We start from the raw sequence: 22,016 nt of genomic DNA, 5'->3' as shown, positions 1-22,016 counted from the left end.
ATTCCCCATGATGAAAGGTGGCATGGCCGGCCTGATGAAGCAGGCCCAGCAAATGCAGGAAAAGATGCAGAAGATGCAGGAAGAGCTGGCCAACGCCGAAGTCACCGGCCAGTCCGGTGGCGGCCTGGTGAGCGTGGTGATGACCGGTCGTCACGACGTCAAGCGTGTCAGCATCGACCAGAGCCTGATGTCGACTGATGAAGACGACAAGGAAGTGCTGGAAGACCTGATCGCCGCTGCACTGAACGACGCCGTGCGCAAGGTCGAGCAGAACAGCCAGGACAAGATGGGCAGCATGACCGCTGGCATGCAGCTGCCGCCGGGCTTCAAGATGCCGTTCTAAGGGCATTTGCGTTACTGAAAAAACCGCCGCTGACGACAGCGGCGGTTTTTTTGTGCGTTCCTGCAGCCTGCGCGGTCATTATTCTTGAACCTGGTGTGGTCCATGTAGGAGCGGCCTTGTGTCGCGATAGGGCTGCATAGCAGCCCCGGCAATTCATGCTGCGAAGCTGAGATCCTGGGGCCGCTGCGCGCCCCATCGCGACACAAGGCCGCTCCTACAGGGACAGCGCAGGGCTGGAGGCTGATTTGACGCCGCCGCCCCCGCTGGGTATAAACCGCCTCTTATTGAATTGTCAGGCCTTCCACATGAGTTTCAGCCCCCTCATCCGCCAACTGATCGATGGCCTGCGCATCCTGCCAGGCGTCGGCCAGAAAACCGCCCAGCGCATGGCCCTGCAACTGCTCGAGCGTGACCGCAGTGGCGGCCTGCGCCTGGCCCAGGCCTTGACCCAGGCCATGGAAGGGGTTGGGCATTGCCGTCAGTGCCGCACCCTGACCGAGCAGGAGTTGTGCCCGCAATGTGCCGACCCGCGCCGTGACGATACCCAATTGTGCGTGGTCGAAGGGCCGACCGATGTGTATGCAGTGGAGCAGACCGGCTACCGTGGCCGCTACTTCGTGCTCAAGGGCCACTTGTCACCGCTGGACGGGCTGGGGCCGGAGGCGATCGGGATTCCGCAGCTGATGGCGCGGATCGAGGAGCAGGGCACCTTCACCGAGGTGATCCTGGCGACCAACCCGACGGTGGAAGGGGAGGCGACGGCGCATTACATTGCCCAGTTGCTGAGCGAGAAGGGCTTGGTGGCGTCGCGGATTGCCCATGGCGTGCCGCTGGGTGGCGAGTTGGAGCTGGTGGATGGTGGGACCTTGGCCCATGCGTTTGCCGGGCGGCGGCCGATTTCGCTCTGATTGAGAACTGTTGGGGCCGCTTTGCGGCCCATCGCGACACAAGGCCGCTCCTACAGGGGCCGCGCAGACTTGAATGCGGCGCGGTCTCTGTAGGAGCGGCCTTGTGTCGCGATGGGCTGCAAAGCAGCCCCAAAATCCACTCAGTATTCGCTAAGAGAAAACTCGGTAAGGCAGAAGGTCGGCACACCCGCAGCCTGCAAGCGGCGCGACCCCTCCAGCTCCGGCAAATCAATGATCGCCGCTGCCTCGAACACCTGCGCCCCGGTCCGACGCACCAGGTTGGCTGCTGCCAGCAGCGTACCGCCAGTAGCAATCAGGTCATCGAAGATCAACACCGAATCCCCTTCGCACAGGCTGTCGGCATGCACTTCCAGGAAGGCTTCGCCGTACTCGGTCTGGTAACCCTCGCTCAGCACGTCAGCCGGCAGCTTGCCCTGCTTGCGGAACAGGATCAGTGGCTTGTTCAGCTGGTGGGCGATGATTGAGCCGATCAGAAAACCCCGCGCATCCATGGCGCCGATATGGCTGAACTCGGCTTCGACATAGCGCTCGATGAACTGGTCGGCGACATAGCGCAGCCCGCGCGGCGACTGGAACAGCGGGGTGATATCGCGGAAGATCACGCCCGGTTTGGGGAAGTCCACTACCGGGCGGATCAGGGCTTTGAGGTCGAAGGCGTCGCTGTGCATTGTTGCGGGTATCCTGGGAAAACGAATGCCCAAGTATACCCGCTAAACGCCGGCCTCAGGCCTCGATTGCGCCACCGGCCAGCGCGCACAGCTGGATCGGGTCGAGAATGTGCACTTCCTTGCCTTCGGCGCGAATCAGGCCATTTTGCTGGAAGCGGGTGAACACCCGCGACACGGTTTCCACCGCCAGGCCCAGGTAGTTGCCGATTTCGTTGCGCGACATGCTCAGGCGGAACTGGTTGGCCGAATAGCCGCGGGCGCGGAAGCGAGCGGACAGGTTGACCAGGAAGGTGGCAATACGTTCGTCGGCGGTCTTTTTCGACAGCAGCAGCATCATTTGCTGGTCGTCGCGGATTTCCCGGCTCATTACCCGCATCAGCTGGCGGCGTAGCTGCGGCAGCTGCACCGACAGTTCGTCGAGGCGCTCGAACGGGATTTCGCACACCGAAGTGGTTTCCTGGGCCTGGGCCGACACCGGGTAGGCCTCGGTGTCCATGCCTGACAGGCCGACCAGCTCGCTGGGCAAGTGGAAGCCGGTGATCTGCTCTTCGCCGCTGTCGCTGAGGCTGAAGGTTTTCAGGGCGCCGGAACGTACTGCGTAGACCGAGCCGAAATTGTCACCTTGGCGGAACAGGAACTCGCCTTTTTTCAGCGGTCGCCCACGCTTGACGATTTCATCCAGTGCATCCATGTCTTCCAGGTTGAGCGACAGGGGCAGGCACAGGGGGGCCAGGCTGCAGTCCTTGCAATGGGCCTGGTTGTGTGGGCGCAGTTTGACTGGCTCGGACATTTTCATCGATCCTTGTGGGAAAGCACACATAAGACGTAAGGGTAACTCACGGCGTAGGTTGTAGGCCAGCGTACGCTGTTGTGGTGCGAGCTGGCAGGCCCTGGCGGGTGTGCGCCAGGGCCTTCGCTGTGCCCATAGTGTGCCTGGCAAGGAAACTTGTCCATGCGGTTGAACGACTCGGTTTCAGATCACCCGCGAAAAGCGCTGGCGGTTGTGCATCGCCAGGTAGGCGTCGAACACCATGCACACCGAGCGCGCCAGCAGGCGGCCGGCAGGCAGGATGCGGATGCCTTTGTCGTCCAGGCGGATCAGGCCGTCGCGCTGCAAGGTCAGCAGCTCTGGCCAGAGGTCGTTGAAGTAACCGCGAAAATCGATGGTGAAGGCCTGTTCGATCGGCTCGAAATCCAGCTCGAAATGGCAGATCAGCTGCTGGATCACCGCCCGGCGGATGCGGTCGTCGTGGTTGCACAGCAAGCCGCGCTGGGTGGCCAGCTGGGCGTTGGACAGGCTGTCCTGATAGGTGTTGAGGTCGCTGCTGTTCTGGCAGTACAGGTCGCCGATCTGGCTGATGGCCGACACGCCCAGGCCGATCAGGTCGCAGTGCCCATGGGTGGTGTAGCCCTGGAAGTTGCGCTGCAGGGTGCCTTCTTCCTGGGCGATGGCCAGCTCGTCGTCGGGCAGGGCGAAGTGGTCCATGCCGATGTAGCGGTAGCCGGCTGCGGTCAGCTGGTCGATGGTGGCGTGCAGCATCTCCAGCTTGGCGGCCGCGCTGGGCAGGTCGTTGCTGTCGATGCGCCGTTGCGGCATGAAGCGCTCGGGCAGGTGGGCGTAGTTGAACACCGACAGGCGGTCGGGTTGCAGGCGGATCACTTCTTCGACGGTGCGGGCAAAGCCTTCCGGGGTCTGCTTGGGCAGGCCGTAGATCAGGTCGAGGTTGATCGAGCGGAACTGCAGGGTGCGCGCGGCTTCGATCAGGGTGCGCGTCTGCTCCAGGCTCTGCAGGCGGTTGACCGCGCGCTGCACGGCCGGGTCGAGGTCCTGCACGCCCAGGCTGACGCGGTTGAAGCCCAGCTCGCGGAGCAGGCCCATGGTCGACCAGTCCGCTTCGCGTGGGTCGATCTCGATGCCATAGTCGCCGGAGTCGTCATCCAGCAGGTGGAAGTGCTGGCGCAGGGTGGCCATCAGCTGGCGCAGTTCCACATGGCTGAGGAAGGTTGGTGTGCCGCCGCCAAAATGTAGCTGTTCAACACGCTGTTTAGGGTCGAGGTGGCAGGCGATCAGCTGGATTTCCTGCTCCAGGCGCTGCAGGTAGGGCGCGGCGCGGGCGCGGTCCTTGGTAATGACCTTGTTGCAGGCGCAGTAGTAGCAGATGTTGGCGCAGAACGGCACGTGTACGTACAGCGACAGCGGGCGCGCGGCCCGACGGCTCTCGCGCAGGGCGTGGAGCAGGTCGAACGAGCCCACTTCGCTGTGCAGTTGCACGGCGGTCGGGTAGGAGGTGTAGCGTGGCCCGGCGAGATCGTAGCGGCGGATCAGGTCGGTATCCCAACGTAGGTCGTCGAGCATGAGGGCGGTCCCCGGAAAGAGCAGCAGTGTCCGGAGTCTATGGCCGTCTGTAGGAAACTGTGTTGATTTGTATCAAGGGCATAGGGGCTGCTCTGCAGCCCTTCGCGGGCTTGCCCGCTCCCACAGGGGTACACATGATCCTGTGGGAGCGGGCATGCCCGCGAAGGGGTGCAAAGCGGCCCCCATCAATGCCCCATCAACCAATGCTGATGCGGCCCAGGCAGCGTCCAGATACCAAACAGCATCACCAGCACCCCGCCAGCCACTCGCACACTGCGCCGTTTCAACAAAATGTTTACCCGTTCCGCAGCCAATCCGGTAGCCAGCAGCACCGGCCAGGTCCCCACACCGAACGCCAGCATCAGCGCCGCGCTGTACCCGGCATTGCCTTGGCTGGCGGCCCACAGCAAGGTGCTGTACACCAGCCCGCATGGCAACCACCCCCACAAGGCCCCCAGCAACAACGCCCGGGGCAGGCTGGACACTGGCAGCAAGCGTGATGCCACCGGCTGGATATGCCGCCACAGCCCCCGGCCCAGTGCCTCGATGCGGGTCAGCCCGCTCCACCAGCCGGCCAGGTACAACCCCATGGCGATCAACAGTAGCGCCGCCACCACGCGCAGCCCCAGGGCCGCTGGGCTGCTGGCCACAGCCCAGCCGGCCAGGCCCAGCAGCAGGCCGGCACAGGCATAACTGAGAATGCGCCCAAGGTTGTACGCCAGCAGCAGGCGCAAGCGCCGGCCACGTTGTTCTGGCGGTATGGCAAGGGTCAGCGCACCCATCAGACCGCCGCACATGCCCAGGCAGTGGCCACCGCCGAGCAGGCCGAGGATCAACGCCGAGCCCAGCAGGGGCAGCAGGTCAGGCACGGGGCGAGGATTCCTTGTCGGTCTCGGCCTGGTTGTCGTCTGGCTTCACCGCCGCCTGGTGGCGCGGGTCCTGATCGTCGAACAGGATACTGTGGGCAGGGCTTTCCAGGTCGTCGTACTGGCCGCTGTCCACCGCCCAGAAGAAGATGTACACGGCCACGCCGACCAACAGCAGGGCCGCGGGGATCATGACATAGAGGGCGGGCATGGCGACTTCCTCGCGGGCAAGGGCGCTTCGTTCGCTGGCAAGCCCGATGCCAGGGGCAGGCGGGTCAGGCGCAGGGCGTTGAGTACCACGATCAGTGAACTGACCGACATGCCGATGGCTGCCCAGACCGGAGTGATCCAGCCAAGCGCGGCGAACGGCAACATCAGGCCATTATACAGGGTCGCCCACAGCAGGTTCTCGACGATGTTGCGGCGGGTGCGGCGGGCCAGCTCGAAGGCCTGTACCAGCGCCTGCAGGCGGTTGGACAGCAGCACGGCGTCGGCGCTGGTCTTGGCCAGGTCGGTGGCGCTGCCCATGGCGATACTGATGTCGGCGGCGGCCAGAACCGGCACGTCGTTGACCCCGTCACCCAGCATCAGCACCTTGCGCCCGGCGGCCTGCAGCGCCTTCAGCCGGTCCAGTTTGTCGTCCGGGCGCAGGCCACCGATGGCTTGGTCGATGCCCAGCTGCACAGCTACTTCGGCAACCATCGGCGAGCTGTCGCCAGACAGCAGCAACGTGCGCCAGCCCCTGGCCTTGCAGGCCGCCAGCAGGGCTGGGGCATCGTCGCGCAGGCGGTCGTCCAGGCCGAACCAGGCCAGCGGGCCCTGGCGGTCGCCCAGCAGCAGCCACTGGCCGCGCGGCTCTGGCACACCGGGGATTTCCGCGCCGCTCAGGGCGCAGACGAAGGTGGCCTGGCCAATGCGCAGGCGCTGGCCTTCAACCAGCCCTTCCAGGCCCAGGCCCGGCACGGTCTGCACGTCGTCAGCAGGCGTGGCGGTACGGCCGAAGGCACGGGCGATGGGGTGTTCGGAGCGGTTCTCCAGCGCTGCGGCCAGGGCCAGGCAGCGGTCGGCGGGCAGGCTGCCGAGCGGGCGAATGCTGCGCAAGGTCAGGCGGCCCTCGGTCAGCGTGCCGGTCTTGTCGAAAATCACCGTGTCGATCTGGTTCAGGCCTTCCAGTACATGGCCACGGGTCACCAGCAGGCCGAGCTTGTGCAAGGTGCCGGTGGCCGCGGTCAGCGCCGTCGGCGTGGCCAGGGACAGCGCGCAAGGGCAGGTTGCTACCAGCATGGCCAGCACGATCCAGAACGCCCGCGCCGGGTCCAGGTACCACCACCACAAGCCGATGGCCGCGGCGGCCAGCAACGAGAACAGCAGGAACCACTGCGAGGCCCGGTCGGCGATTTCGGCCAGGCGTGGTTTTTCGGTCTGGGCGCGCTCCAGCAGGCGGACGATGGCCGACAGCCGCGAGTCGTGGCCGAGGGCTTCGACTGCCACGTTCAGGGTGCTTTCGACATTCAGGGTACCGCCGGTGACCCGCTCGCCGACCTGCCGCGGCTGCGGCAGGTATTCACCGGTCAGCAACGATTCATCGACGCTGGAGCGGCCTTCGACGATGCGCCCGTCGGCGGGGATTACCGCGCCTGGCAGCACCTGTACCGTGTCACCGCGCTGCAGCTCGCTGAGCAGGATGCGTTCGCTACGGCCGATAGCGTCCAGGCGCAGGCACGAGGCCGGCAGCAGGTTGACCAGCTGCGCAGTGGCCGCAGCGGTGCGTTCGCGGGCGCGGCGCTCCAGGTAACGGCCAGTGAGCAGGAACAGCGCGAACATGCCCACGGTGTCGAAATACAGCTCGCCGCTGCCGGTGATGGCGGTCCAGATGCCGGCGCCGAAGGCCAGGCCAATGGCCAGTGACACCGAAACGTCCATGGTCAGGTGGCGGGTACGCAGGTCGCGTGCAGCGCCCTTGAAGAACGGAGCGCAGCTGTAGAACACGATGGGGATGGTCAGGAACAGCGCTACCCAGCGCAGGATGGTGTGCAGTTCGGGCGACAGGTCGATGTTGAATTCCGGCCAGGTGGCCATGGTTGCCATCATCGCCTGGAACCACAGCAGCCCGGCCACGCCCAGGCGGCGCAGGGCGCTGCGGTTCTCGCGGGCCAGTTGCTCGGCGGCCTGGTCGGGCTGATAGGGGTGGGCGGCGTAGCCGATCTGGCGCAGCTCGGCGAGCAGGCGCGAGAGCGGCAGTTGCTTGTCATGCCAGTTCAGCAGCAGGCGGTGGTTGGACAGGTTCAGGCGCGCCTCGGCGACGCCGGGCAGGTTGCGCAGGTGCTTTTCGATCAGCCAGCCGCAGGCGGCGCAGCTGATGCCTTCGACCAGCAGGGTGGTTTCGGCCAGGTCGCCAGCATGGCGAACGAAGGTTTGCTGAACGTCGCTGCGGTCGTAGAGGGCCAGTTCGTCCTGTAGCTGCTTGGGCAGGGCCTCGGGGTTGGCACTGTTGTCGCTGCGATGCTGGTAGTAGTGCTCCAGGCCACCGGCAACGATCGATTCGGCCACCGCCTGGCAGCCGGGGCAGCAGAACTGCCGGGGCTGGCCGAGAACCACGGCGGTGAAGCGGCTGCCGGCGGGGACGGGCAGGGCGCAGTGGTAGCAGGGGGTGGGTTGGGTCATCACATCGTTGCCTTAAACATATCGGCCGGCTGGGCACGGCACCTGTGGGAGCGGGTTTACCCGCGAATGCGTCAGACCTGAAAACATCATCGCCTGATCTGACGCATTCGCGGGTGAACCCGCTCCCACAAGGAGCGGCGGAGGTGCGTTTATTGGTGCTCGGCTCCCTGGAGGGCTTCATCACCCAGCTGCAAGGTCACACCATGCTCCACCTTCTCCTCCTCGAACAAGCGCCAAACCTGGCCACCTTCGCTACCCAGCAGCTCAACGAAGCGCCGCCCGTCAACCTTGTCCTCCAACTGCCCCACATAGCGCCCAGCCTCGACCCGGCTCAACAGCACCTTGCGGTCTTTCTCCGGCTGAGTTGGCGATATCAGGTTCAGCTCCAGGCTCTGCGGGTCACTGTTGCCGGCCAGGCGCACATCCACTTCGCCGGTCAGCTCGTCCAGGTGCACGCCGGCCTTCAGGCCCAGCGTCTGCGCCAGCAGTTCTCGGTCCAGCGAGCGGTTGATGCCCTTGCCTGCCTCGTAGTAGTTGTCGTTCACCAGGTTGTCCGGGTTGTGCACGGCGATGCTGACCATGGTCAGGCTCAGGCACACCGAGGTGGCGAGGATGCCGATGATGATCCAGGGCCAGAGGTGCTTGTACCAGGGGCTGGCGGCGGTGGCAGGCATTGTGGGTTATCTCTCTTAGCGGATCTGTGGGCCGATGAAGCGGCTCTTGGCTTCAACCTGGGCGTCGCTGTCATCGGCGCTCTTGAGGATGAAGGTGATTTCGTTGGTGGTCGACGGCAGTTTCTCGGGCGCGATCGACAGCTGCACCGGCAGGCTGACGATATCACCAGCGTCCACGCGGATCTCGCGCTGGCCTTCAAGCTTCAGGTCCGGCAGGCCGGTGGCGTCCAGCACGTAGACGTGGTCACGCTGGTCCTTGTTCATCACCTTCAGGCTGTACACGTTCTCGATCCGGCCCTGGGCGTTCTCGCGGTACAGCACGCGGTCCTTGCTCACGTCGAAACCGACCAGCGAACGAGTGGCGAAGGCGGTGGCCAGGCCGACTATCATCACCAGCAGAACCACGGCATAGCCGATCAGGCGCGGGCGCAGCATGTGGGTCTTCTGCCCGGAAAGGTTGTGCTCGGTGGTGTAGCTGATCAGCCCCCTGGGGTAGTTCATCTTGTCCATGATGTTGTCACAGGCGTCGATGCACGCGGCGCAGCCGATGCACTCGATCTGCAGGCCGTCACGGATGTCGATGCCGGTGGGGCAGACCTGCACGCACATGGTGCAGTCGATGCAGTCGCCCAGGCCCGCGGCCTTGTAGTCCAAGTCCTTTTTACGCGGGCCGCGGGTTTCGCCACGGCGCGGGTCGTAGGAAACGATCAGCGTGTCCTTGTCGAACATCACGCTCTGGAAGCGCGCGTAGGGGCACATGTACACGCATACCTGCTCGCGCAGCCAGCCGGCGTTGCCGTAGGTGGCGAGGGTGAAGAAGCCAACCCAGAAGTAGGCCCAGCCGTCGGCCTGGCCGGTGAAGAATTCGGTGGCCAGTTCACGGATCGGCGAGAAATAGCCGACGAAGGTCATGCCGGTGACGAAACCGATCAGCAGCCACAGGCTGTGCTTGGCGAACTTGCGCAGGAACTTGTTGCCGCTCATGGGCGCCTTGTCGAGTTTCATGCGCTGGTTGCGGTCGCCCTCGGTGACCTTTTCGCACCACATGAAAATCCATGTCCACACGCTTTGCGGGCAGGTGTAGCCGCACCACACGCGGCCGGCGAACACGGTGATGAAGAACAGGCCGAAGGCGGCCACGATGAGGATGCCTGAAAGCAGGATGAAGTCTTGCGGCCAGATGGTCGCGCCGAAGATGTAGAACTTGCGCTCGGGCAGGTTCCACCACACGGCCTGGTGGCCGCCCCAGTTCAACCACACGGTGCCGAAGTACAGCAGGAACAGCACCGCCCCGCCGACCATGCGCAGGCGTCGGAACAGGCCGGTGAAGGCACGGGTGTAGATCTTTTCCCGGGAGGCGTAGAGGTCGACGGAATCCTTCCCTTTGTTGGCAGGCGGGGTGACGTCATGTACCGGAATTTGCTTGCTCATCATCAAGTCCCACGGCAGTGGAGAAACGCCGCAGCCAGTGCGTGCCGGCCGCAGTCTCGCGCAATCTGCTAGCGCTCTGCGGCCCATGATACGCCGCTGATGGCAGTATGGGGCTGCACTGCGACCTTTAGTCGCGTTGGGTTCGTGGTGTGAATCGTGTTATGGCGGGTGTCAATTGATCCAGGTCATTTCCCTGAGAGAAATGCTGTGCCTTTGCTGGCCTCTTCGCGGGTGAACCCGCTCCCACAGGAATCGCACAGGTCCTGAGGCAAGCGCAGTACCTGTGGGAGCGGGTTTACCCGCGAAGAGGCCGGGCCTGCTTACTCGGCCTTAACCGGCTCAGCCTGCTGCGACAGGCTGTACACATACGCCGCCAGCAAGTGCACCTTGTCATTCCCTTGCAGCTGCTCCTGGGCCGGCATCTGCCCTTGGCGACCGTAACGGATGGTCTGCTGCAACTGGGCAAAGCTTGAACCGTAGATGAACGCCTGTGGGTGGGTCAGGTTCGGTGCGCCCATTGCCGGCGTACCCTTGCCCTCAGGCCCGTGGCAGGCCACGCAGTTGGCGGCGAAGATCTTCTGCCCGTTCTCGGCATCGGCCTTCACGCCCTCTGGCAGCGTACGGCCATCGAGCTTGCTGACCACGAACGCGGCCACATCGGCCACGCCCTGGTCACCGATCACCTCGGCCCAGGCCGGCATCACGCCGTGGCGGCCGCCCATGATGGTGGTCTTGATGGTGTCCGGCTCGCCGCCCCAACGCCAGTCGTTGTCGGTGAGGTTGGGGAAGCCGAAGGCGCCCTTGGCGTCGGAGCCGTGGCACACCGAGCAGTTCGAGGCGAACAGCCGCGCGCCCATCTTCAGAGCCTGCGGGTCCTTGGCCACTTCTTCGATTGGCATGGCGGCGAACTTGGCGAAGATCGGCCCGAAGCGGGCGTCGGCCTTGGCCATTTCCTTTTCCCACTCGTGCACGCCGGTCCAGCCTGGCTGGCCGTTGGAGAACTCGGTCTGCTTGTCGTTATCCAGGTACGAGTAGCCCGGCAGGACGCCTTTCCAGTTGCCAAGGCCTGGGTACAGCACCAGGTAGCCGAGGGCGAAGACGATGGTGCCGACGAACAGCCAGAACCACCATTTCGGCAGTGGGTTGTCGTATTCCTCGATGCCATCGAAGGCATGTCCGACGGTTTCGTCGGTGACCTCTTCGCGCTGGCCCTTGCGGGTCGACAGCAACAGCCAGGTCAACGAGAAGATGGTGCCCAGGGTCAGGACGGTAACGTACAGACTCCAGAAGGTTGTCATTGTTTTTTGCTCCCAGAAGCTTTTGCTTGCTCGACGTGCCGGCTGGCTTCGGGGTCATCCGCGAAGGGCAGTTGGGTCGCTTCGTCGAAGTCCTTCTTGCGCCGTGGGTTGAACACCCACAGCGCCAGGCCCACGAATGCCACCATCACCACGACGGTGCCCAGGCCGCGAATCATCCCGATATCCATCAGCGTCACCGTTTGCTCTTGATGATGGTGCCAAGACCCTGCAGGTACGCGACGATGGCGTCCATTTCGGTCTTGCCCTTGACCGCGTCGCTGGCCCCGGCGATGTCGGCGTCGGTGTACGGCACACCGAGGGTGCGCAGCACTTCCATCTTCTTCGCGGTGTCCTTGCCATCGAGCTTGTGCTCGACCAGCCACGGGTAGGACGGCATCTTCGATTCCGGTACCACGTTGCGCGGGTTGTACAGGTGCGCACGGTGCCAGTCATCGGAGTAGCGGCCACCGACCCGGGCCAGGTCCGGCCCGGTACGCTTGGAGCCCCACAGGAACGGGTGGTCCCATACGCTTTCGCCGGCCACCGAGTAATGGCCGTAGCGTTCGGTTTCGGCACGGAACGGGCGGATCATCTGCGAGTGGCAGCCCACGCAGCCTTCGCGGATGTAGATATCGCGGCCCTCAAGTTCCAGCGCGGTGCGCGGCTTCATGCCTTCCACGGGTTTGTTGGTAACGTCCTGGAAAAACAGCGGGACGATCTGGGTCAGGCCACCGACGCTCACGGCGATGACCATGAAGAAGGCCAGCAGGCCTATGTTCTTCTCGACGGCTTCATGCTTCATCAGTGCGCTCCCACGACGACGATCTTGGCGGCTTCCTCAGCCTGTGCCGGGTTGGCGGCACGTACGGTGCGGAACACGTTGTAGGCCATCAGCAGCATGCCGCTGGCGAAGAACGCACCGCCCAGGGCGCGGACGATATAGCCAGGGTGGCTGGCCTGCAGGGCTTCGACGAAGGAGTAGGTGAGGGTGCCGTCATCGTTGATGGCGCGCCACATCAGGCCCTGGGTGATGCCGTTTACCCACATCGAGGCGATGTACAGCACGGTACCAATGGTGGCCAGCCAGAAGTGCGCGTTGATCAGGCCGACGCTGTGCATCTGCTCGCGGCCATACAGGCGCGGGATCATGTGGTATACGGCGCCGATCGAGATCATCGCCACCCAGCCGAGGGCGCCGGCGTGAACGTGGCCGATGGTCCAGTCGGTGTAGTGCGACAGCGAGTTCACGGTCTTGATGGCCATCATCGGGCCTTCGAAGGTGGACATGCCGTAGAACGCCAGCGACACCACCAGGAAGCGCAGGATCGGGTCGGTGCGCAGTTTGTGCCAGGCACCGGAGAGGGTCATCATGCCGTTGATCATGCCGCCCCAGCTTGGTGCCAGCAGGATGATCGACATCACCATGCCCAGCGACTGTGCCCAGTCAGGCAGCGCGGTGTAGTGCAGGTGGTGCGGGCCGGCCCAGATGTACAGGGTGATCAGCGCCCAGAAGTGCACGATCGACAGGCGATACGAGTAGATCGGGCGTTCGGCCTGCTTGGGTACGAAGTAGTACATCATCCCCAGGAAGCCGGTGGTGAGGAAGAAGCCCACGGCGTTGTGGCCGTACCACCACTGGATCATCGCATCGGTGGCGCCGGAGTAGGCCGAGTACGACTTGAACAGGCTTACCGGCAGCGAGATGTGGTTGACGATGTGCAGCATCGCGGTAACCACGATGAACGCGCCGTAGAACCAGTTGCCGACATAGATGTGCTTGGTCTTGCGCTTGACGATGGTGCCGAAGAACACCAGCCCGTAGGTGACCCAGACGATGGCCAGCAGGATCGCCAGCGGCCACTCGAGCTCGGCGTATTCCTTGGTGGTGGTGTAGCCCATCGGCAGGGTGATCAGCGCCCCGACGATCACCGCCTGCCAACCCCAGAAGGTGAAGGCGGCCATGCTGTCGGAAATCAGCCGAGTCTGGCAGGTGCGCTGCACCACGTAGTAGCTGGTGCCGAACAGCGCACAGCCCCCGAAGGCGAAGATCACCAGGTTGGTGTGCAGCGGGCGCAGGCGGCCGAAGCTGGTCCAGGGCAGGTCCAGGTTCAGTTGCGGCCATACCAGTTGCGAGGCGATGAAGACGCCGAGGCCCATGCCAAGGATCCCCCAGACCACCGTCATGATGGCGAACTGGCGGACGACCTTATAGTTATAAGCAGTCGGACTGATTGCTGTGCTCATTGCTAAGGTTCCACGGTTTTGATGTTCTTGTTGGTCGAAAAATCGGCGCCAGTATTGATAACCATCAGGGTTACTGCAACGCAACTTTGGTACGCCGACCCGTGCCCGAGCCCGTTCACTGATGTCCCGCAGCGATCGGGTCTGGACGATTGTACACAAATAAATATTTGTAATGTGTACCGTTTTTCGCCTTTTTCTGATCGATCGGTCAAGCTTTTTATCGGGACGGCGACAGGCTACGCGCCGTGTCTGCTTCGGTCCTTTCGGAGCGAGGCCCACTGAGGCAACAAGCTTAGTTGTGTTCGGAGGGGGTGCAAGGAGGGGGTAGAGCGGGGGCAAGGTGGGAATGGGGCTGCTTTGCAGCCCGTCGCGACACAAGGCCGCTCCTACAGGAAGTACGCAATCCCTTGTAGGAGCGGCCTTGTGTCGCGATAGGGCCGCAAAGCGGCCCCAGGAGTATTACTTGGCAGTCACAGTTTCAGCGGCACTGTCCTGTGACAGGCTATACACATAAGCCGCCAGCAGGTGCACCTTGTCGTTGCCCTGAATCTCCGCCTGCGCCGGCATCTGACCCTGGCGACCATAGCGAATGGTCTGCTGCAGCTGGGCAAAGCTCGACCCGTAGATGAACGCCTGCGGGTGGGTCAGGTCTGGCGCGCCCATGGCCGGAGTGCCCTTGCCTTCAGGCCCGTGGCAGGCAACGCAGTTGCCGGCGAAGATTTCCTTGCCCTTGGCCGGGTCGGCCTTGGCGCCTTCCGGCAGGCTGCGGCCGTCCATGCTGGTCAGCACGAACGCAGCCACATCGGCCACGCCCTGCTCGCCAATCACCTCAGCCCAGGCCGGCATCACGCCATGGCGGCCGTTCAGGATCGAAGCCTTGATGGTTTCCGCTTCACCACCCCAGCGCCAGTCCTTGTCGGTGAGGTTTGGGAAGCCAAAGGCACCCTTGGCGTCCGAGCCGTGGCACACCGAGCAGTTGGAGGCGAACAGGCGGCTGCCCATCTTCAGCGCTTGCGGGTCCTTGGCCACTTCTTCCACGGGCATGGCAGCATACTTGGCGAAGATCGGGCCGAATTTTGCGTCGGCCTTGTCCATTTCCTTCTGCCATTCGTTGGCGCCGGTCCAGCCATTTTCATAGCCCGGCAGGATGCCCTTCCAGTTGCCCAGGCCCGGGTAGAGGATCAGGTAGCCGACCGAGAACACCAGGGTGCCGACGAACAGCCAGAACCACCACTTGGGCAGCGGGTTGTCGTATTCCTCGATGCCGTCGAAGCTGTGGCCCATGGTCTGGTCGGTGGTGTTGTTGCTCTGGCCCTTGCGGGTGGCGAGCAGCAGCCAGGTCAGGCCAACCAGGCTACCAATGGTCAGTACGCAGATGTACGTACTCCAGAAGGTGGTCATTGCCCGTTACTCCTTTTTGCAGCAGGTTCCTGTCCGGCAGAGGGCAGGCGGTCGTCGACGAAGGGCAGCAGGCGCGCTTCGGCGAAATCATGGTCGCGGCGGCGGTTGAATACCCACAGGGTGAGGCCGATGAAGGCGATCATCACCACCAGGGTACCCAGGCCGCGGATCATGCCGATGTCCATTCCCATCGCATTCACCTCTTGTTCTTGATCGCGGTGCCGAGCACCTGCAGGTAGGCGACCAGGGCGTCCATCTCGGTCTTGCCCTTGACCGCGTCGCGGGCTCCGGCGATGTCGTCGTCGCTGTACGGCACACCGAGGGTGCGCAAGGTGCGCATCTTGGTGTCGGTGTGGCTGTTGTCGACCTGCTGGGCGACCAGCCACGGGTACGACGGCATCTTCGATTCCGGCACCACGTTGCGCGGGTTGTACAGGTGCGCACGGTGCCAGTCGTCCGAGTAGCGGCCGCCGACCCGGGCCAGGTCCGGCCCGGTACGCTTGGAACCCCACAGGAACGGGTGGTCCCACACGCTTTCACCGGCCACCGAGTAGTGGCCATAGCGCTCGGTTTCGGCACGGAAGGGGCGGATCATCTGCGAGTGGCAGCCCACGCAGCCTTCGCGGATGTAGATGTCGCGGCCTTCCAGCTGCAGCGCGGTGTAAGGCTTCATGCCTTCCACCGGCTTGTTGGTGACGTCCTGGAAGAACAGCGGGACGATCTGGGTCAGGCCGCCGATACTGACGGCAAACACCATCAGCAGGGCCAGCAGGCCGACGTTTTTCTCGATGACTTCATGTTTCATCAGGCAGATCTCCTCAAGCCAGCTGGGCGTTCGCAGGGGCGACATCGAGCGCCGGCGAACGCACGGTGCGCCAGGTGTTCCAGGCCATCAGGAACATGCCGCTGAGGAAGATCGCACCGCCGACGAAGCGCACGATGAAGCCTGGGTGGCTGGCCACCAAGGTTTCCACGAACGAGTAGGTGAGCGTGCCGTCGCTGTTGACCGCGCGCCACATCAGGCCCTGGGCGATGCCGTTGACCCACATCGAGGCGATGTACAGCACGGTACCGATGGTAGCCAGCCAGAAGTGCGCGTTGATCAGGCCGATGCTGTACATGCGCTCCTTGCCGAACACTTTCGGAATGGTGTGGTACAGCGCACCGATCGAGATCATCGCCACCCAGCCGAGGGCGCCGGCGTGCACGTGGCCGATGGTCCAGTCGGTGTAGTGGGACAGGGCGTTGACCGTCTTGATGGCCATCATCGGGCCTTCGAAGGTGGACATGCCGTAGAACGCCAGCGACACCACCAGGAAGCGCAGGATCGGGTCGCTGCGCAGTTTGTGCCAGGCGCCGGACAGGGTCATCATGCCGTTGATCATGCCGCCCCAGCTTGGTGCCAGCAGGATCAGCGACATCACCATGCCCAGCGACTGCGCCCAGTCGGGCAAGGCGGTGTAGTGCAGGTGATGCGGGCCGGCCCAGATGTACAGGGTGATCAGCGCCCAGAAGTGCACGATCGACAGGCGATAGGAATACACCGGGCGTTCGGCCTGCTTGGGCACGTAGTAGTACATCATCCCGAGGAAGCCTGCGGTCAGGAAGAAGCCCACCGCGTTGTGGCCGTACCACCACTGCACCATGGCATCGGTGGCGCCGGCATAGACCGAGTAGGACTTGGTCAGGCTGACCGGCAGCTCCAGGTTGTTGACGACATGCAGCATGGCAACGGTGAGGATGAAACCGCCGAAGAACCAGTTACCGACGTAGATGTGCTTGGTGTTGCGCTTCATCAGCGTGCCGAAGAACACGATGGCGTAGCTCACCCAGACGATGGTGATCAGGATGTCGATCGGCCATTCCAGTTCGGCGTATTCCTTGGAGCTGGTGTAGCCCAGCGGCAGGCTGATGGCCGCCAGCAGGATCACCAGTTGCCAGCCCCAGAAGGTGAACGCGGCCAGGCCCGGTGCGAACAGGGTGGTCTGGCAGGTGCGTTGCACCGAATAATAGGAGGTGGCGAACAGCGCACAGCCGCCGAAGGCGAAGATCACCGCATTGGTATGCAGGGGGCGCAGGCGGCCGAAGCTGGTCCAGGGGAGGTCGAAGTTGAGGGAAGGCCAGGCGAGCTGGGCGGCGATGAAGACGCCGAGCCCCATCCCGACGATTCCCCACACCACCGTCATGATGGCGAATTGGCGGACCACCTTGTAGTTATAGGCGGTACTGCTGGTTGTGTTCATGTATGGGTTCCCATCCACGGTTATTGGCAGGCTTTACAGCGAGGCAAGCATGATTAATGGGCAAAGTGCCGGTATTGACGGGGATCAATGGGCGAAGGTCGGAAATGTCCCAGGCTTGCGCTGCGATCCCCCGCACGTTCGGGGCAATGGCGGCTACAGGGGCTGCCTGATCCTGGCCCACGGCGCAGGCGCGCCGATGGACAGCGGCTTCATGGACGAAATGGCGCAAAGGCTTGCGGCGCTTGGGGTAGCGGTAGTGCGCTTCGAGTTCCCGTACATGGCCGAGCGCAGGGTTGCCGGTGGCAAGCGGCCGCCAAACCCGCAGAAGGTGTTGCTGGAATGCTGGCGCGAGGTGTACCGGCAGGTGCGACCTTTGGTCGCGGGCAAGCTGGCGGTGGGAGGCAAGTCCATGGGCGGGCGCATGGCCAGCCTGCTGGCCGATGAATTGGGGGCGGATGCACTGGTGTGCCTGGGCTATCCGTTCTATGCGGTGGGCAAGCCAGAGAAGCCGCGGGTCGAGCACCTGGCTGAATTGAAGACGCCGACGTTGATCGTGCAGGGCGAGCGGGATGCGCTGGGTAACCGCGAGGCGGTGGCAGGGTATGCGTTATCGCCGGCGATCGAGGTGTGCTGGTTGGTGGCGGGGGACCATGACCTGAAGCCGCTGAGGGCCTCGGGGTTCAGCCATGAGCAGCATTTGCAGGCGGCGGCTGAGAAGGTTGCGGCATTCCTGTCGCGATAGTGCTGGATTCTTCGCGGGCTTGCCCGCTCCCACAGGTACGGCACAGGCCCGGAAGCTTGTAGTGAACCTGTGGGAGCGGGCGTGCCCGCGAAGAGGCCCGACCAGGCTGACGCTTAGTCGCGGTACTCGCACAGGTAAGCGGTATCCACCTTCACCTGCAGCTGGAACTTGCTGTCAGCCGGCACGTTGAACTTGTCGCCTGCCTTGAAGGTTTCCCAGTTGTCGCTACCTGGCAGCTTCACGGTCAGCGCACCCGAAACCACGTGCATGATCTCGCGCTTGGCAGTGCCGAACTCGTATTCGCCCGGGGCCATCACGCCGACAGTGGCCGGGCCTTCTTCGCCCGCGAATGCGATCGACTTGACGGTGCCGTTGAAGTACTCGTTGACCTGGAACATGGGCGACTCCTGAAAGGGGAGATGAAAAAGGGCTGGCCAGTATGCCCAAGCCCACGGGCTCCGTCATCTGCTTTCAGGTAGCGTCCGCCGGCAGGCTCAACGGCAGCAGCCGCGCGGTATTGCGCGCATCTTCCAGGGCCCGGTGCTGCTGCCCGCAAAAGTGCATGCCGGCCAGCTGCAGTGCACCGTTCAGCCCAGCGGGGCGCTGCAGGTGGCGGGCCTTGGCGAAGCGTTGCTTGAGGTTGATGTGCGGCAGGGTCCGCAGCAGGCTGTCCAGCCCATGCTGCTGCCACTCCTGGTGCAATTGCTGGCGGTCGTAGTCGCCCCAGCTGACCCAGGCCTGAAGCTGCCCACGGTGGTGCCCGAGCCAATGCTCGAAGCTTGCCCATACTTCGCGGAACGACGCGGCACTGTCCACGCTGGCCTGGCTGATATGGGTCAGCTCACGACAGAACGGTGTCAACTGCGGCCGCCGCCGAGGCTTCACGAAACGCTGGAAGTGGTCGACCTCGCGGCCTTCGCGGGTAACCAGGCTTGCGCCGATTTCAATGACTTCCATCTCTGTGACCGGCCACCCACCATCGTCGGTGGTGGCTTCCAGGTCGATCACCAACCAATGGCCCATACCAGGCTCCCTTGCAGATCCTGCTAGAGCGTAGCCAAACTCAGGGCATCCGGCACCCCCTGGCAATTTGCCCGCAGCTTTGGCGCAAAGTGCCACCAACCGGCAGTTGTGCCCGGAACGGAAAACGCCTAGCTTAGGCGGACCCAGGCATGAACCGTGATGAGTGTCCGTCTTGACTCCAGCGCCCGGCCTCAAGGCCCTCTCTTCCCTGATGCTGCTGGCCGTGTTCTGGCTGGCGGCGCCGACATGGGCTGCCGATGCCGTCGAGGTGAGGATTGGTGCGGCGCATTTCCCGCCGTACACGGTACGCCCCGAGCAGGGTGCCGACAGCGGTCTGTTGCCACAGCTGGTCGACGCGCTCAACCGCGCGCAGCAGCGCTACCACTTCGTCGTGGTGCCCACCTCCATCCAGCGGCGTTTTGGTGACTTTCAGCAAGGCCGCACCGACATGGCCATTTTCGAGAACCCGGCGTGGGGCTGGCAGCAGATTGCTCACCAGAGCGTGGACATGGGCCTGGAAGATGCCGAGGTGTTCGTCGCCCGCCAGGCCAATGGCCGTGACCCGAGTTACTTCGACGACCTGCACGGCAAGCGCCTGGCGCTGTTCAACGGCTACCACTATGCGTTCGCCGGCTTCAACTCCGACCCGGACTACCTGCGCAAGACATTCAACGCGACGCTGACCTATTCCCACGACAGCAACTTGCTGATGGTGCAGGCCGGCCGCGCCGACATCGCCTTGGTCACACGCTCCTACCTCAGCGATTTCCTGGCGCGCAACCCGGCCACCCGGGAGCAATTGGTGCCCTCGCAGCGCATCGACCAGGTCTACCACCACTATGCCTTGCTGCGCCCGGGGGCACCCATCGGCGAGCAGTCGTTCGCGGCACTGCTGCGCGCCCTGCGCGAAAGCGGCGAGCTGGCGCGCATCTTCGAGCCCTATCGCATCACGGTTGCCGCACCACGCGACTAAATTCCCGCGGTACGGCAACGTTCTCAGCAGTGAGCCTTTTCATCATTGCCGTGAGTCAAGCCCATGCCGTTCGATGCCGCTTCGCAGCCCCAGTCAGCGCCACGCTGGCGCAGCCTCAGTGCCGAGGAGGGTGGCAGCTGGCTGAGCCTGTCCCTCGAAGGCCGCCCACTGATCCAGGTGCACCTGGAGGGGGGCGCTACACCGCATGTTCATCTCGAGCAACTGTGCCCCGAGCGCCCCTATGAGGCCTTGTGGGCCGCCTGTTACTGGTTGCTGGCCCGCAACACCGCCTGCCAGCGCCTGGCCTGGCACCTGCCCGAGCCGTTGCCTCAGGCATTGGCCAGTGGCCTGCTGCTGGTCGGCGAACAGCCTGGCCAATACCTGTGCGAGCGGGCGCTGTTCTGGCAACTGCCACAGCCGTGGCTGGGCGAGCAGGCCAATGTGGCATACCCGCAGCAGATGCAGATCAGCGACGGCAAGCGCCACCCACGCCGCGCGCCCAAGCCTCGTGGCGAGGTATACCGGCGCTTCGATTCGCGTCTGGGCAGTTGGGTATCGCTGCGTACCTTGGAGATCGAGCACGACCTTGAACGCTTCAACCGCTGGCAGAACAACCCACGGGTAGCGGCGTTCTGGCAAGAGGCTGGTACCCTTGCGCAGCACCGCGAATACCTGGACAAGCTCGAGGCCGACCCGCATGCCCTGACGCTGATCGGCTGCTTCGATGACCAGCCGTTTGCCTACTTCGAGGCGTACTGGGCCAAGGAAGACCGCATTGCGCCGTTCTATCCGGCCGACGACTACGACCGTGGCATCCACATGCTGGTAGGGGAGGAGAGCCACCGCGGGCCGCACAAGGTGGCCAGCTGGCTATCGGCGCTGGTGCACTACCTGTTCCTGGATGATCCGCGCACCCAGCGGGTGGTGGCCGAGCCGCGTGCCGACAATGGCAAGATGATCGGCTACATGCACGACCAGTGCTTCCACTGCGACAAGGAATTCGACTTCCCGCACAAGCGCGCGGCGTTGATGATTCTGGGACGGGAGCGGTTCTTCGATCGCTGCAAACTGGCTTGATATCGAGGCGGCTTCTTCGCGGGCGCGCCCGCTCCCACAGGTCCCCCTCAGCCTTTGAGGTCTGTGCTTATCCTGTGGGAGCGGGCGTGCCCGCGAAGAAGCAGACTCTGCCTGATCAGGCCTGGCGACTGGCCGTCTTGCGGCAATGCACCAGCGCATCGCGAATCATGAAGTTGACCAGCGTCGGCGACACGCCCAGCTCTTTGGCAATGTCTTTCTGCGGCACGCCATGCAGGCGGTACATCTCGAAGGCATAGCGGGTGCGCTGAGGCAGTTCGTTCAGCGCCTCGGCAATGTCATCCAGCGCAGCAAGGTTGATGTGAGTGGCTTCGGGAGAGGCATTTTGCACGACCACATTCATGCCTTCCTCCTCGCTGCCGGAGTACTTCAGCTCCATCGCCTGCTTGCGATAGTGGTCGATGGCCAGGTTGCGCACGATCTGGAACAGGTAGCTCAGCTGCGCCTTGAACGACGAGGTGATCTGCGGGGCGGCGCTGAGCCGGAAAAAGGCGTCCTGCACCACATCTTCGGCGCGCGATCGGCAGCCGGTGATGCGGGCAGCGATCTTGACCAGGATGCTGCGGTTGTCGACGAAGGCCTGGAGTAATGGTGAATCGCACTTACTTGTGGATAGTTGTTCCGCCATGGAAATCACCTTGTCACAGAGGGGAAAGGACGCATCCAAAGTTGGGAAGCTTCCTACGACGGGCGACAAGCTATTCAGAATGATAATGATTGTCAAATGCGAAATGTAATTAGTTTCATGTGATTTCGGTTCTAAGGCGCAGGGATCGCTGGGCGCATTGTCGGGGCATTTTCAGCGCCTGTGAGATCGAGCGCCGCGCGGGCGGCGCTCGGTCCCCCAGGCGCCACACCTCTCAAGGCATAAACCCACCAACTTTCACACAACCCAAAACCCCCAACCCCGCTAATTTCTCCCCCCGCCCATCCGTTCCCCTGTGTACACCTCAGGCCGCCACATGCCGCTGCGCCCACGTTCGCGCAGCAGCCGGCCCGACCCAACCAGACACTGGCAGGAACACCCCATGACGGACGCCTTCGAACTCCCGCNCTCGCTGGTCCA

Annotated in this window: 24 protein-coding genes; 5 read left to right on the top strand and 19 right to left on the bottom strand. The window is 63.7% G+C overall.

Annotated elements, in window-relative coordinates; translation table 11 throughout:
- The first annotated feature begins 7 nt into the window (after positions 1-7).
- Together JV551A3_RS22395 and recR are read left to right on the top strand one after the other, a co-directional pair.
- Positions 8-343, top strand: coding sequence for a YbaB/EbfC family nucleoid-associated protein (locus JV551A3_RS22395; RefSeq protein ID WP_003259671.1), 336 nt, complete (start codon positions 8-10; stop codon positions 341-343).
- Positions 344-648: 305 nt separating this feature from the next.
- Positions 649-1,251: a recombination mediator RecR gene (gene recR, locus JV551A3_RS22390; protein WP_051101044.1), complete on the top strand. Its 603-nt coding sequence runs from the start codon at positions 649-651 to the stop codon at positions 1,249-1,251.
- Positions 1,252-1,391: 140 nt separating this feature from the next.
- On the opposite strand, the gene JV551A3_RS22385 is transcribed toward recR, so the two are convergent.
- From JV551A3_RS22385 to ccoN (JV551A3_RS22305), 16 genes are all read right to left on the bottom strand, one after another.
- The gene (locus tag JV551A3_RS22385; RefSeq protein ID WP_054573138.1) at positions 1,392-1,940 is read right to left on the bottom strand and encodes an adenine phosphoribosyltransferase; all 549 of its coding nucleotides are present in this window, start codon (positions 1,938-1,940) and stop codon (positions 1,392-1,394) included.
- A 55-nt stretch (positions 1,941-1,995) separates the two neighbouring features.
- Positions 1,996-2,730 carry a Crp/Fnr family transcriptional regulator FnrA gene (gene fnrA, locus JV551A3_RS22380; RefSeq protein WP_016711709.1) on the bottom strand — a complete coding sequence of 245 codons (735 nt, stop codon included), beginning with the start codon at positions 2,728-2,730 and terminating at the stop codon, positions 1,996-1,998.
- A gap of 183 nt (positions 2,731-2,913) precedes the next feature.
- On the bottom strand, positions 2,914-4,296 hold the full coding sequence (hemN, locus tag JV551A3_RS22375; RefSeq protein WP_133974259.1) for an oxygen-independent coproporphyrinogen III oxidase: 1,383 nt from the start codon (positions 4,294-4,296) through the stop codon (positions 2,914-2,916).
- 185 nt (positions 4,297-4,481) lie between these two features.
- Positions 4,482-5,165, bottom strand: a complete 684-nt coding sequence (locus JV551A3_RS22370; protein WP_112253027.1) for a sulfite exporter TauE/SafE family protein — start codon at positions 5,163-5,165, stop codon at positions 4,482-4,484.
- Positions 5,158-5,373: a cbb3-type cytochrome oxidase assembly protein CcoS gene (gene ccoS, locus JV551A3_RS22365; protein WP_133974258.1), complete on the bottom strand. Its 216-nt coding sequence runs from the start codon at positions 5,371-5,373 to the stop codon at positions 5,158-5,160. Before ccoS ends, JV551A3_RS22370 begins: the two co-directional genes overlap by 8 nt.
- Positions 5,352-7,826, bottom strand: a complete 2,475-nt coding sequence (locus JV551A3_RS22360) for a heavy metal translocating P-type ATPase (protein WP_133974257.1) — start codon at positions 7,824-7,826, stop codon at positions 5,352-5,354. Before JV551A3_RS22360 ends, ccoS begins: the two co-directional genes overlap by 22 nt.
- A gap of 149 nt (positions 7,827-7,975) precedes the next feature.
- Positions 7,976-8,500, bottom strand: a complete 525-nt coding sequence (locus JV551A3_RS22355; RefSeq protein ID WP_075045875.1) for a FixH family protein — start codon at positions 8,498-8,500, stop codon at positions 7,976-7,978.
- 15 nt (positions 8,501-8,515) lie between these two features.
- Positions 8,516-9,931, bottom strand: coding sequence for a cytochrome c oxidase accessory protein CcoG (ccoG, locus tag JV551A3_RS22350; protein WP_133974255.1), 1,416 nt, complete (start codon positions 9,929-9,931; stop codon positions 8,516-8,518).
- A gap of 320 nt (positions 9,932-10,251) precedes the next feature.
- Positions 10,252-11,229 carry a cytochrome-c oxidase, cbb3-type subunit III gene (gene ccoP / locus JV551A3_RS22345; protein WP_133974253.1) on the bottom strand — a complete coding sequence of 326 codons (978 nt, stop codon included), beginning with the start codon at positions 11,227-11,229 and terminating at the stop codon, positions 10,252-10,254.
- Positions 11,226-11,417: a CcoQ/FixQ family Cbb3-type cytochrome c oxidase assembly chaperone gene (locus JV551A3_RS22340; protein ID WP_003259925.1), complete on the bottom strand. Its 192-nt coding sequence runs from the start codon at positions 11,415-11,417 to the stop codon at positions 11,226-11,228. The genes ccoP (JV551A3_RS22345) and JV551A3_RS22340 overlap by 4 nt, the downstream gene beginning before the upstream one ends.
- A 5-nt stretch (positions 11,418-11,422) precedes the next feature.
- Positions 11,423-12,031 (bottom strand): cytochrome-c oxidase, cbb3-type subunit II, encoded by a 609-nt coding sequence (gene ccoO / locus JV551A3_RS22335; protein ID WP_112253022.1) that lies wholly within the window; start codon positions 12,029-12,031, stop codon positions 11,423-11,425.
- Positions 12,031-13,473 carry a cytochrome-c oxidase, cbb3-type subunit I gene (ccoN, locus tag JV551A3_RS22330; protein ID WP_114170175.1) on the bottom strand — a complete coding sequence of 481 codons (1,443 nt, stop codon included), beginning with the start codon at positions 13,471-13,473 and terminating at the stop codon, positions 12,031-12,033. The genes ccoO (JV551A3_RS22335) and ccoN (JV551A3_RS22330) overlap by 1 nt, the downstream gene beginning before the upstream one ends.
- Before the next feature lie 459 nt (positions 13,474-13,932).
- On the bottom strand, positions 13,933-14,874 hold the full coding sequence (ccoP, locus tag JV551A3_RS22320; protein WP_133974251.1) for a cytochrome-c oxidase, cbb3-type subunit III: 942 nt from the start codon (positions 14,872-14,874) through the stop codon (positions 13,933-13,935).
- On the bottom strand, positions 14,871-15,065 hold the full coding sequence (locus JV551A3_RS22315) for a cbb3-type cytochrome oxidase subunit 3 (RefSeq protein ID WP_087499892.1): 195 nt from the start codon (positions 15,063-15,065) through the stop codon (positions 14,871-14,873). The genes ccoP (JV551A3_RS22320) and JV551A3_RS22315 overlap by 4 nt, the downstream gene beginning before the upstream one ends.
- A 5-nt stretch (positions 15,066-15,070) precedes the next feature.
- Positions 15,071-15,679, bottom strand: a complete 609-nt coding sequence (gene ccoO / locus JV551A3_RS22310; RefSeq protein ID WP_112253019.1) for a cytochrome-c oxidase, cbb3-type subunit II — start codon at positions 15,677-15,679, stop codon at positions 15,071-15,073.
- Positions 15,680-15,692: 13 nt separating this feature from the next.
- Positions 15,693-17,117, bottom strand: a complete 1,425-nt coding sequence (gene ccoN / locus JV551A3_RS22305; protein WP_013973491.1) for a cytochrome-c oxidase, cbb3-type subunit I — start codon at positions 17,115-17,117, stop codon at positions 15,693-15,695.
- Between the two features lie 49 nt (positions 17,118-17,166).
- On the opposite strand from ccoN (JV551A3_RS22305), the gene JV551A3_RS22300 reads away from it, so the two are divergent.
- Positions 17,167-17,859 carry an alpha/beta family hydrolase gene (locus tag JV551A3_RS22300; RefSeq protein ID WP_133979137.1) on the top strand — a complete coding sequence of 231 codons (693 nt, stop codon included), beginning with the start codon at positions 17,167-17,169 and terminating at the stop codon, positions 17,857-17,859.
- A gap of 113 nt (positions 17,860-17,972) precedes the next feature.
- Here JV551A3_RS22300 and ppnP read toward each other — a convergent pair whose 3' ends face one another.
- Both ppnP and JV551A3_RS22285 read right to left on the bottom strand, forming a co-directional pair.
- On the bottom strand, positions 17,973-18,257 hold the full coding sequence (ppnP, locus tag JV551A3_RS22290; protein ID WP_003259920.1) for a pyrimidine/purine nucleoside phosphorylase: 285 nt from the start codon (positions 18,255-18,257) through the stop codon (positions 17,973-17,975).
- A gap of 73 nt (positions 18,258-18,330) precedes the next feature.
- A complete protein-coding gene (locus tag JV551A3_RS22285; protein ID WP_112253017.1) occupies positions 18,331-18,882 on the bottom strand; it encodes a 3'-5' exonuclease in 552 nt (183 codons plus the stop codon).
- A gap of 172 nt (positions 18,883-19,054) precedes the next feature.
- Between JV551A3_RS22285 and JV551A3_RS22280 the strand changes: the two genes are divergently transcribed.
- Positions 19,055-19,855: a substrate-binding periplasmic protein gene (locus tag JV551A3_RS22280; RefSeq protein ID WP_133974449.1), complete on the top strand. Its 801-nt coding sequence runs from the start codon at positions 19,055-19,057 to the stop codon at positions 19,853-19,855.
- 63 nt (positions 19,856-19,918) lie between these two features.
- Positions 19,919-20,932, top strand: coding sequence for a GNAT family N-acetyltransferase (locus JV551A3_RS22275; RefSeq protein ID WP_133974247.1), 1,014 nt, complete (start codon positions 19,919-19,921; stop codon positions 20,930-20,932).
- Positions 20,933-21,047: 115 nt separating this feature from the next.
- Here the strand turns inward: JV551A3_RS22275 and JV551A3_RS22265 are convergent, their stop codons facing one another.
- The gene (locus tag JV551A3_RS22265; protein WP_112253014.1) at positions 21,048-21,578 is read right to left on the bottom strand and encodes an RNA polymerase factor sigma-70; all 531 of its coding nucleotides are present in this window, start codon (positions 21,576-21,578) and stop codon (positions 21,048-21,050) included.
- Positions 21,579-22,016: the final 438 nt, after the last annotated feature.

This window comes from Pseudomonas inefficax (genome assembly GCF_900277125.1).
Lineage (GTDB): Bacteria > Pseudomonadota > Gammaproteobacteria > Pseudomonadales > Pseudomonadaceae > Aquipseudomonas > Aquipseudomonas inefficax.
This window is presented reverse-complemented; position numbering and strand designations above follow the sequence as displayed.

What these genes read in the sequence shown, in the direction of transcription:
- JV551A3_RS22395 (WP_003259671.1), top strand. Translation starts at nt 8, where the DNA reads ATGATGAAAGGTGGCATGGCCGGCCTGATGAAGCAGGCCCAGCAAATG.
- recR (WP_051101044.1), top strand. Translation starts at nt 649, where the DNA reads ATGAGTTTCAGCCCCCTCATCCGCCAACTGATCGATGGCCTGCGCATC.
- JV551A3_RS22385 (WP_054573138.1), bottom strand. Translation starts at nt 1,940, where the DNA reads ATGCACAGCGACGCCTTCGACCTCAAAGCCCTGATCCGCCCGGTAGTG.
- fnrA (WP_016711709.1), bottom strand. Translation starts at nt 2,730, where the DNA reads ATGTCCGAGCCAGTCAAACTGCGCCCACACAACCAGGCCCATTGCAAG.
- hemN (WP_133974259.1), bottom strand. Translation starts at nt 4,296, where the DNA reads ATGCTCGACGACCTACGTTGGGATACCGACCTGATCCGCCGCTACGAT.
- ccoS (WP_133974258.1), bottom strand. Translation starts at nt 5,373, where the DNA reads ATGCCCGCCCTCTATGTCATGATCCCCGCGGCCCTGCTGTTGGTCGGC.
- JV551A3_RS22360 (WP_133974257.1), bottom strand. Translation starts at nt 7,826, where the DNA reads ATGACCCAACCCACCCCCTGCTACCACTGCGCCCTGCCCGTCCCCGCC.
- JV551A3_RS22355 (WP_075045875.1), bottom strand. Translation starts at nt 8,500, where the DNA reads ATGCCTGCCACCGCCGCCAGCCCCTGGTACAAGCACCTCTGGCCCTGG.
- ccoG (WP_133974255.1), bottom strand. Translation starts at nt 9,931, where the DNA reads ATGAGCAAGCAAATTCCGGTACATGACGTCACCCCGCCTGCCAACAAA.
- ccoP (WP_133974253.1), bottom strand. Translation starts at nt 11,229, where the DNA reads ATGACAACCTTCTGGAGTCTGTACGTTACCGTCCTGACCCTGGGCACC.
- JV551A3_RS22340 (WP_003259925.1), bottom strand. Translation starts at nt 11,417, where the DNA reads ATGGATATCGGGATGATTCGCGGCCTGGGCACCGTCGTGGTGATGGTG.
- ccoO (WP_112253022.1), bottom strand. Translation starts at nt 12,031, where the DNA reads ATGAAGCATGAAGCCGTCGAGAAGAACATAGGCCTGCTGGCCTTCTTC.
- ccoN (WP_114170175.1), bottom strand. Translation starts at nt 13,473, where the DNA reads ATGAGCACAGCAATCAGTCCGACTGCTTATAACTATAAGGTCGTCCGC.
- ccoP (WP_133974251.1), bottom strand. Translation starts at nt 14,874, where the DNA reads ATGACCACCTTCTGGAGTACGTACATCTGCGTACTGACCATTGGTAGC.
- JV551A3_RS22315 (WP_087499892.1), bottom strand. Translation starts at nt 15,065, where the DNA reads ATGGGAATGGACATCGGCATGATCCGCGGCCTGGGTACCCTGGTGGTG.
- ccoO (WP_112253019.1), bottom strand. Translation starts at nt 15,679, where the DNA reads ATGAAACATGAAGTCATCGAGAAAAACGTCGGCCTGCTGGCCCTGCTG.
- ccoN (WP_013973491.1), bottom strand. Translation starts at nt 17,117, where the DNA reads ATGAACACAACCAGCAGTACCGCCTATAACTACAAGGTGGTCCGCCAA.
- JV551A3_RS22300 (WP_133979137.1), top strand. Translation starts at nt 17,167, where the DNA reads ATGATTAATGGGCAAAGTGCCGGTATTGACGGGGATCAATGGGCGAAG.
- ppnP (WP_003259920.1), bottom strand. Translation starts at nt 18,257, where the DNA reads ATGTTCCAGGTCAACGAGTACTTCAACGGCACCGTCAAGTCGATCGCA.
- JV551A3_RS22285 (WP_112253017.1), bottom strand. Translation starts at nt 18,882, where the DNA reads ATGGGCCATTGGTTGGTGATCGACCTGGAAGCCACCACCGACGATGGT.
- JV551A3_RS22275 (WP_133974247.1), top strand. Translation starts at nt 19,919, where the DNA reads ATGCCGTTCGATGCCGCTTCGCAGCCCCAGTCAGCGCCACGCTGGCGC.
- JV551A3_RS22265 (WP_112253014.1), bottom strand. Translation starts at nt 21,578, where the DNA reads ATGGCGGAACAACTATCCACAAGTAAGTGCGATTCACCATTACTCCAG.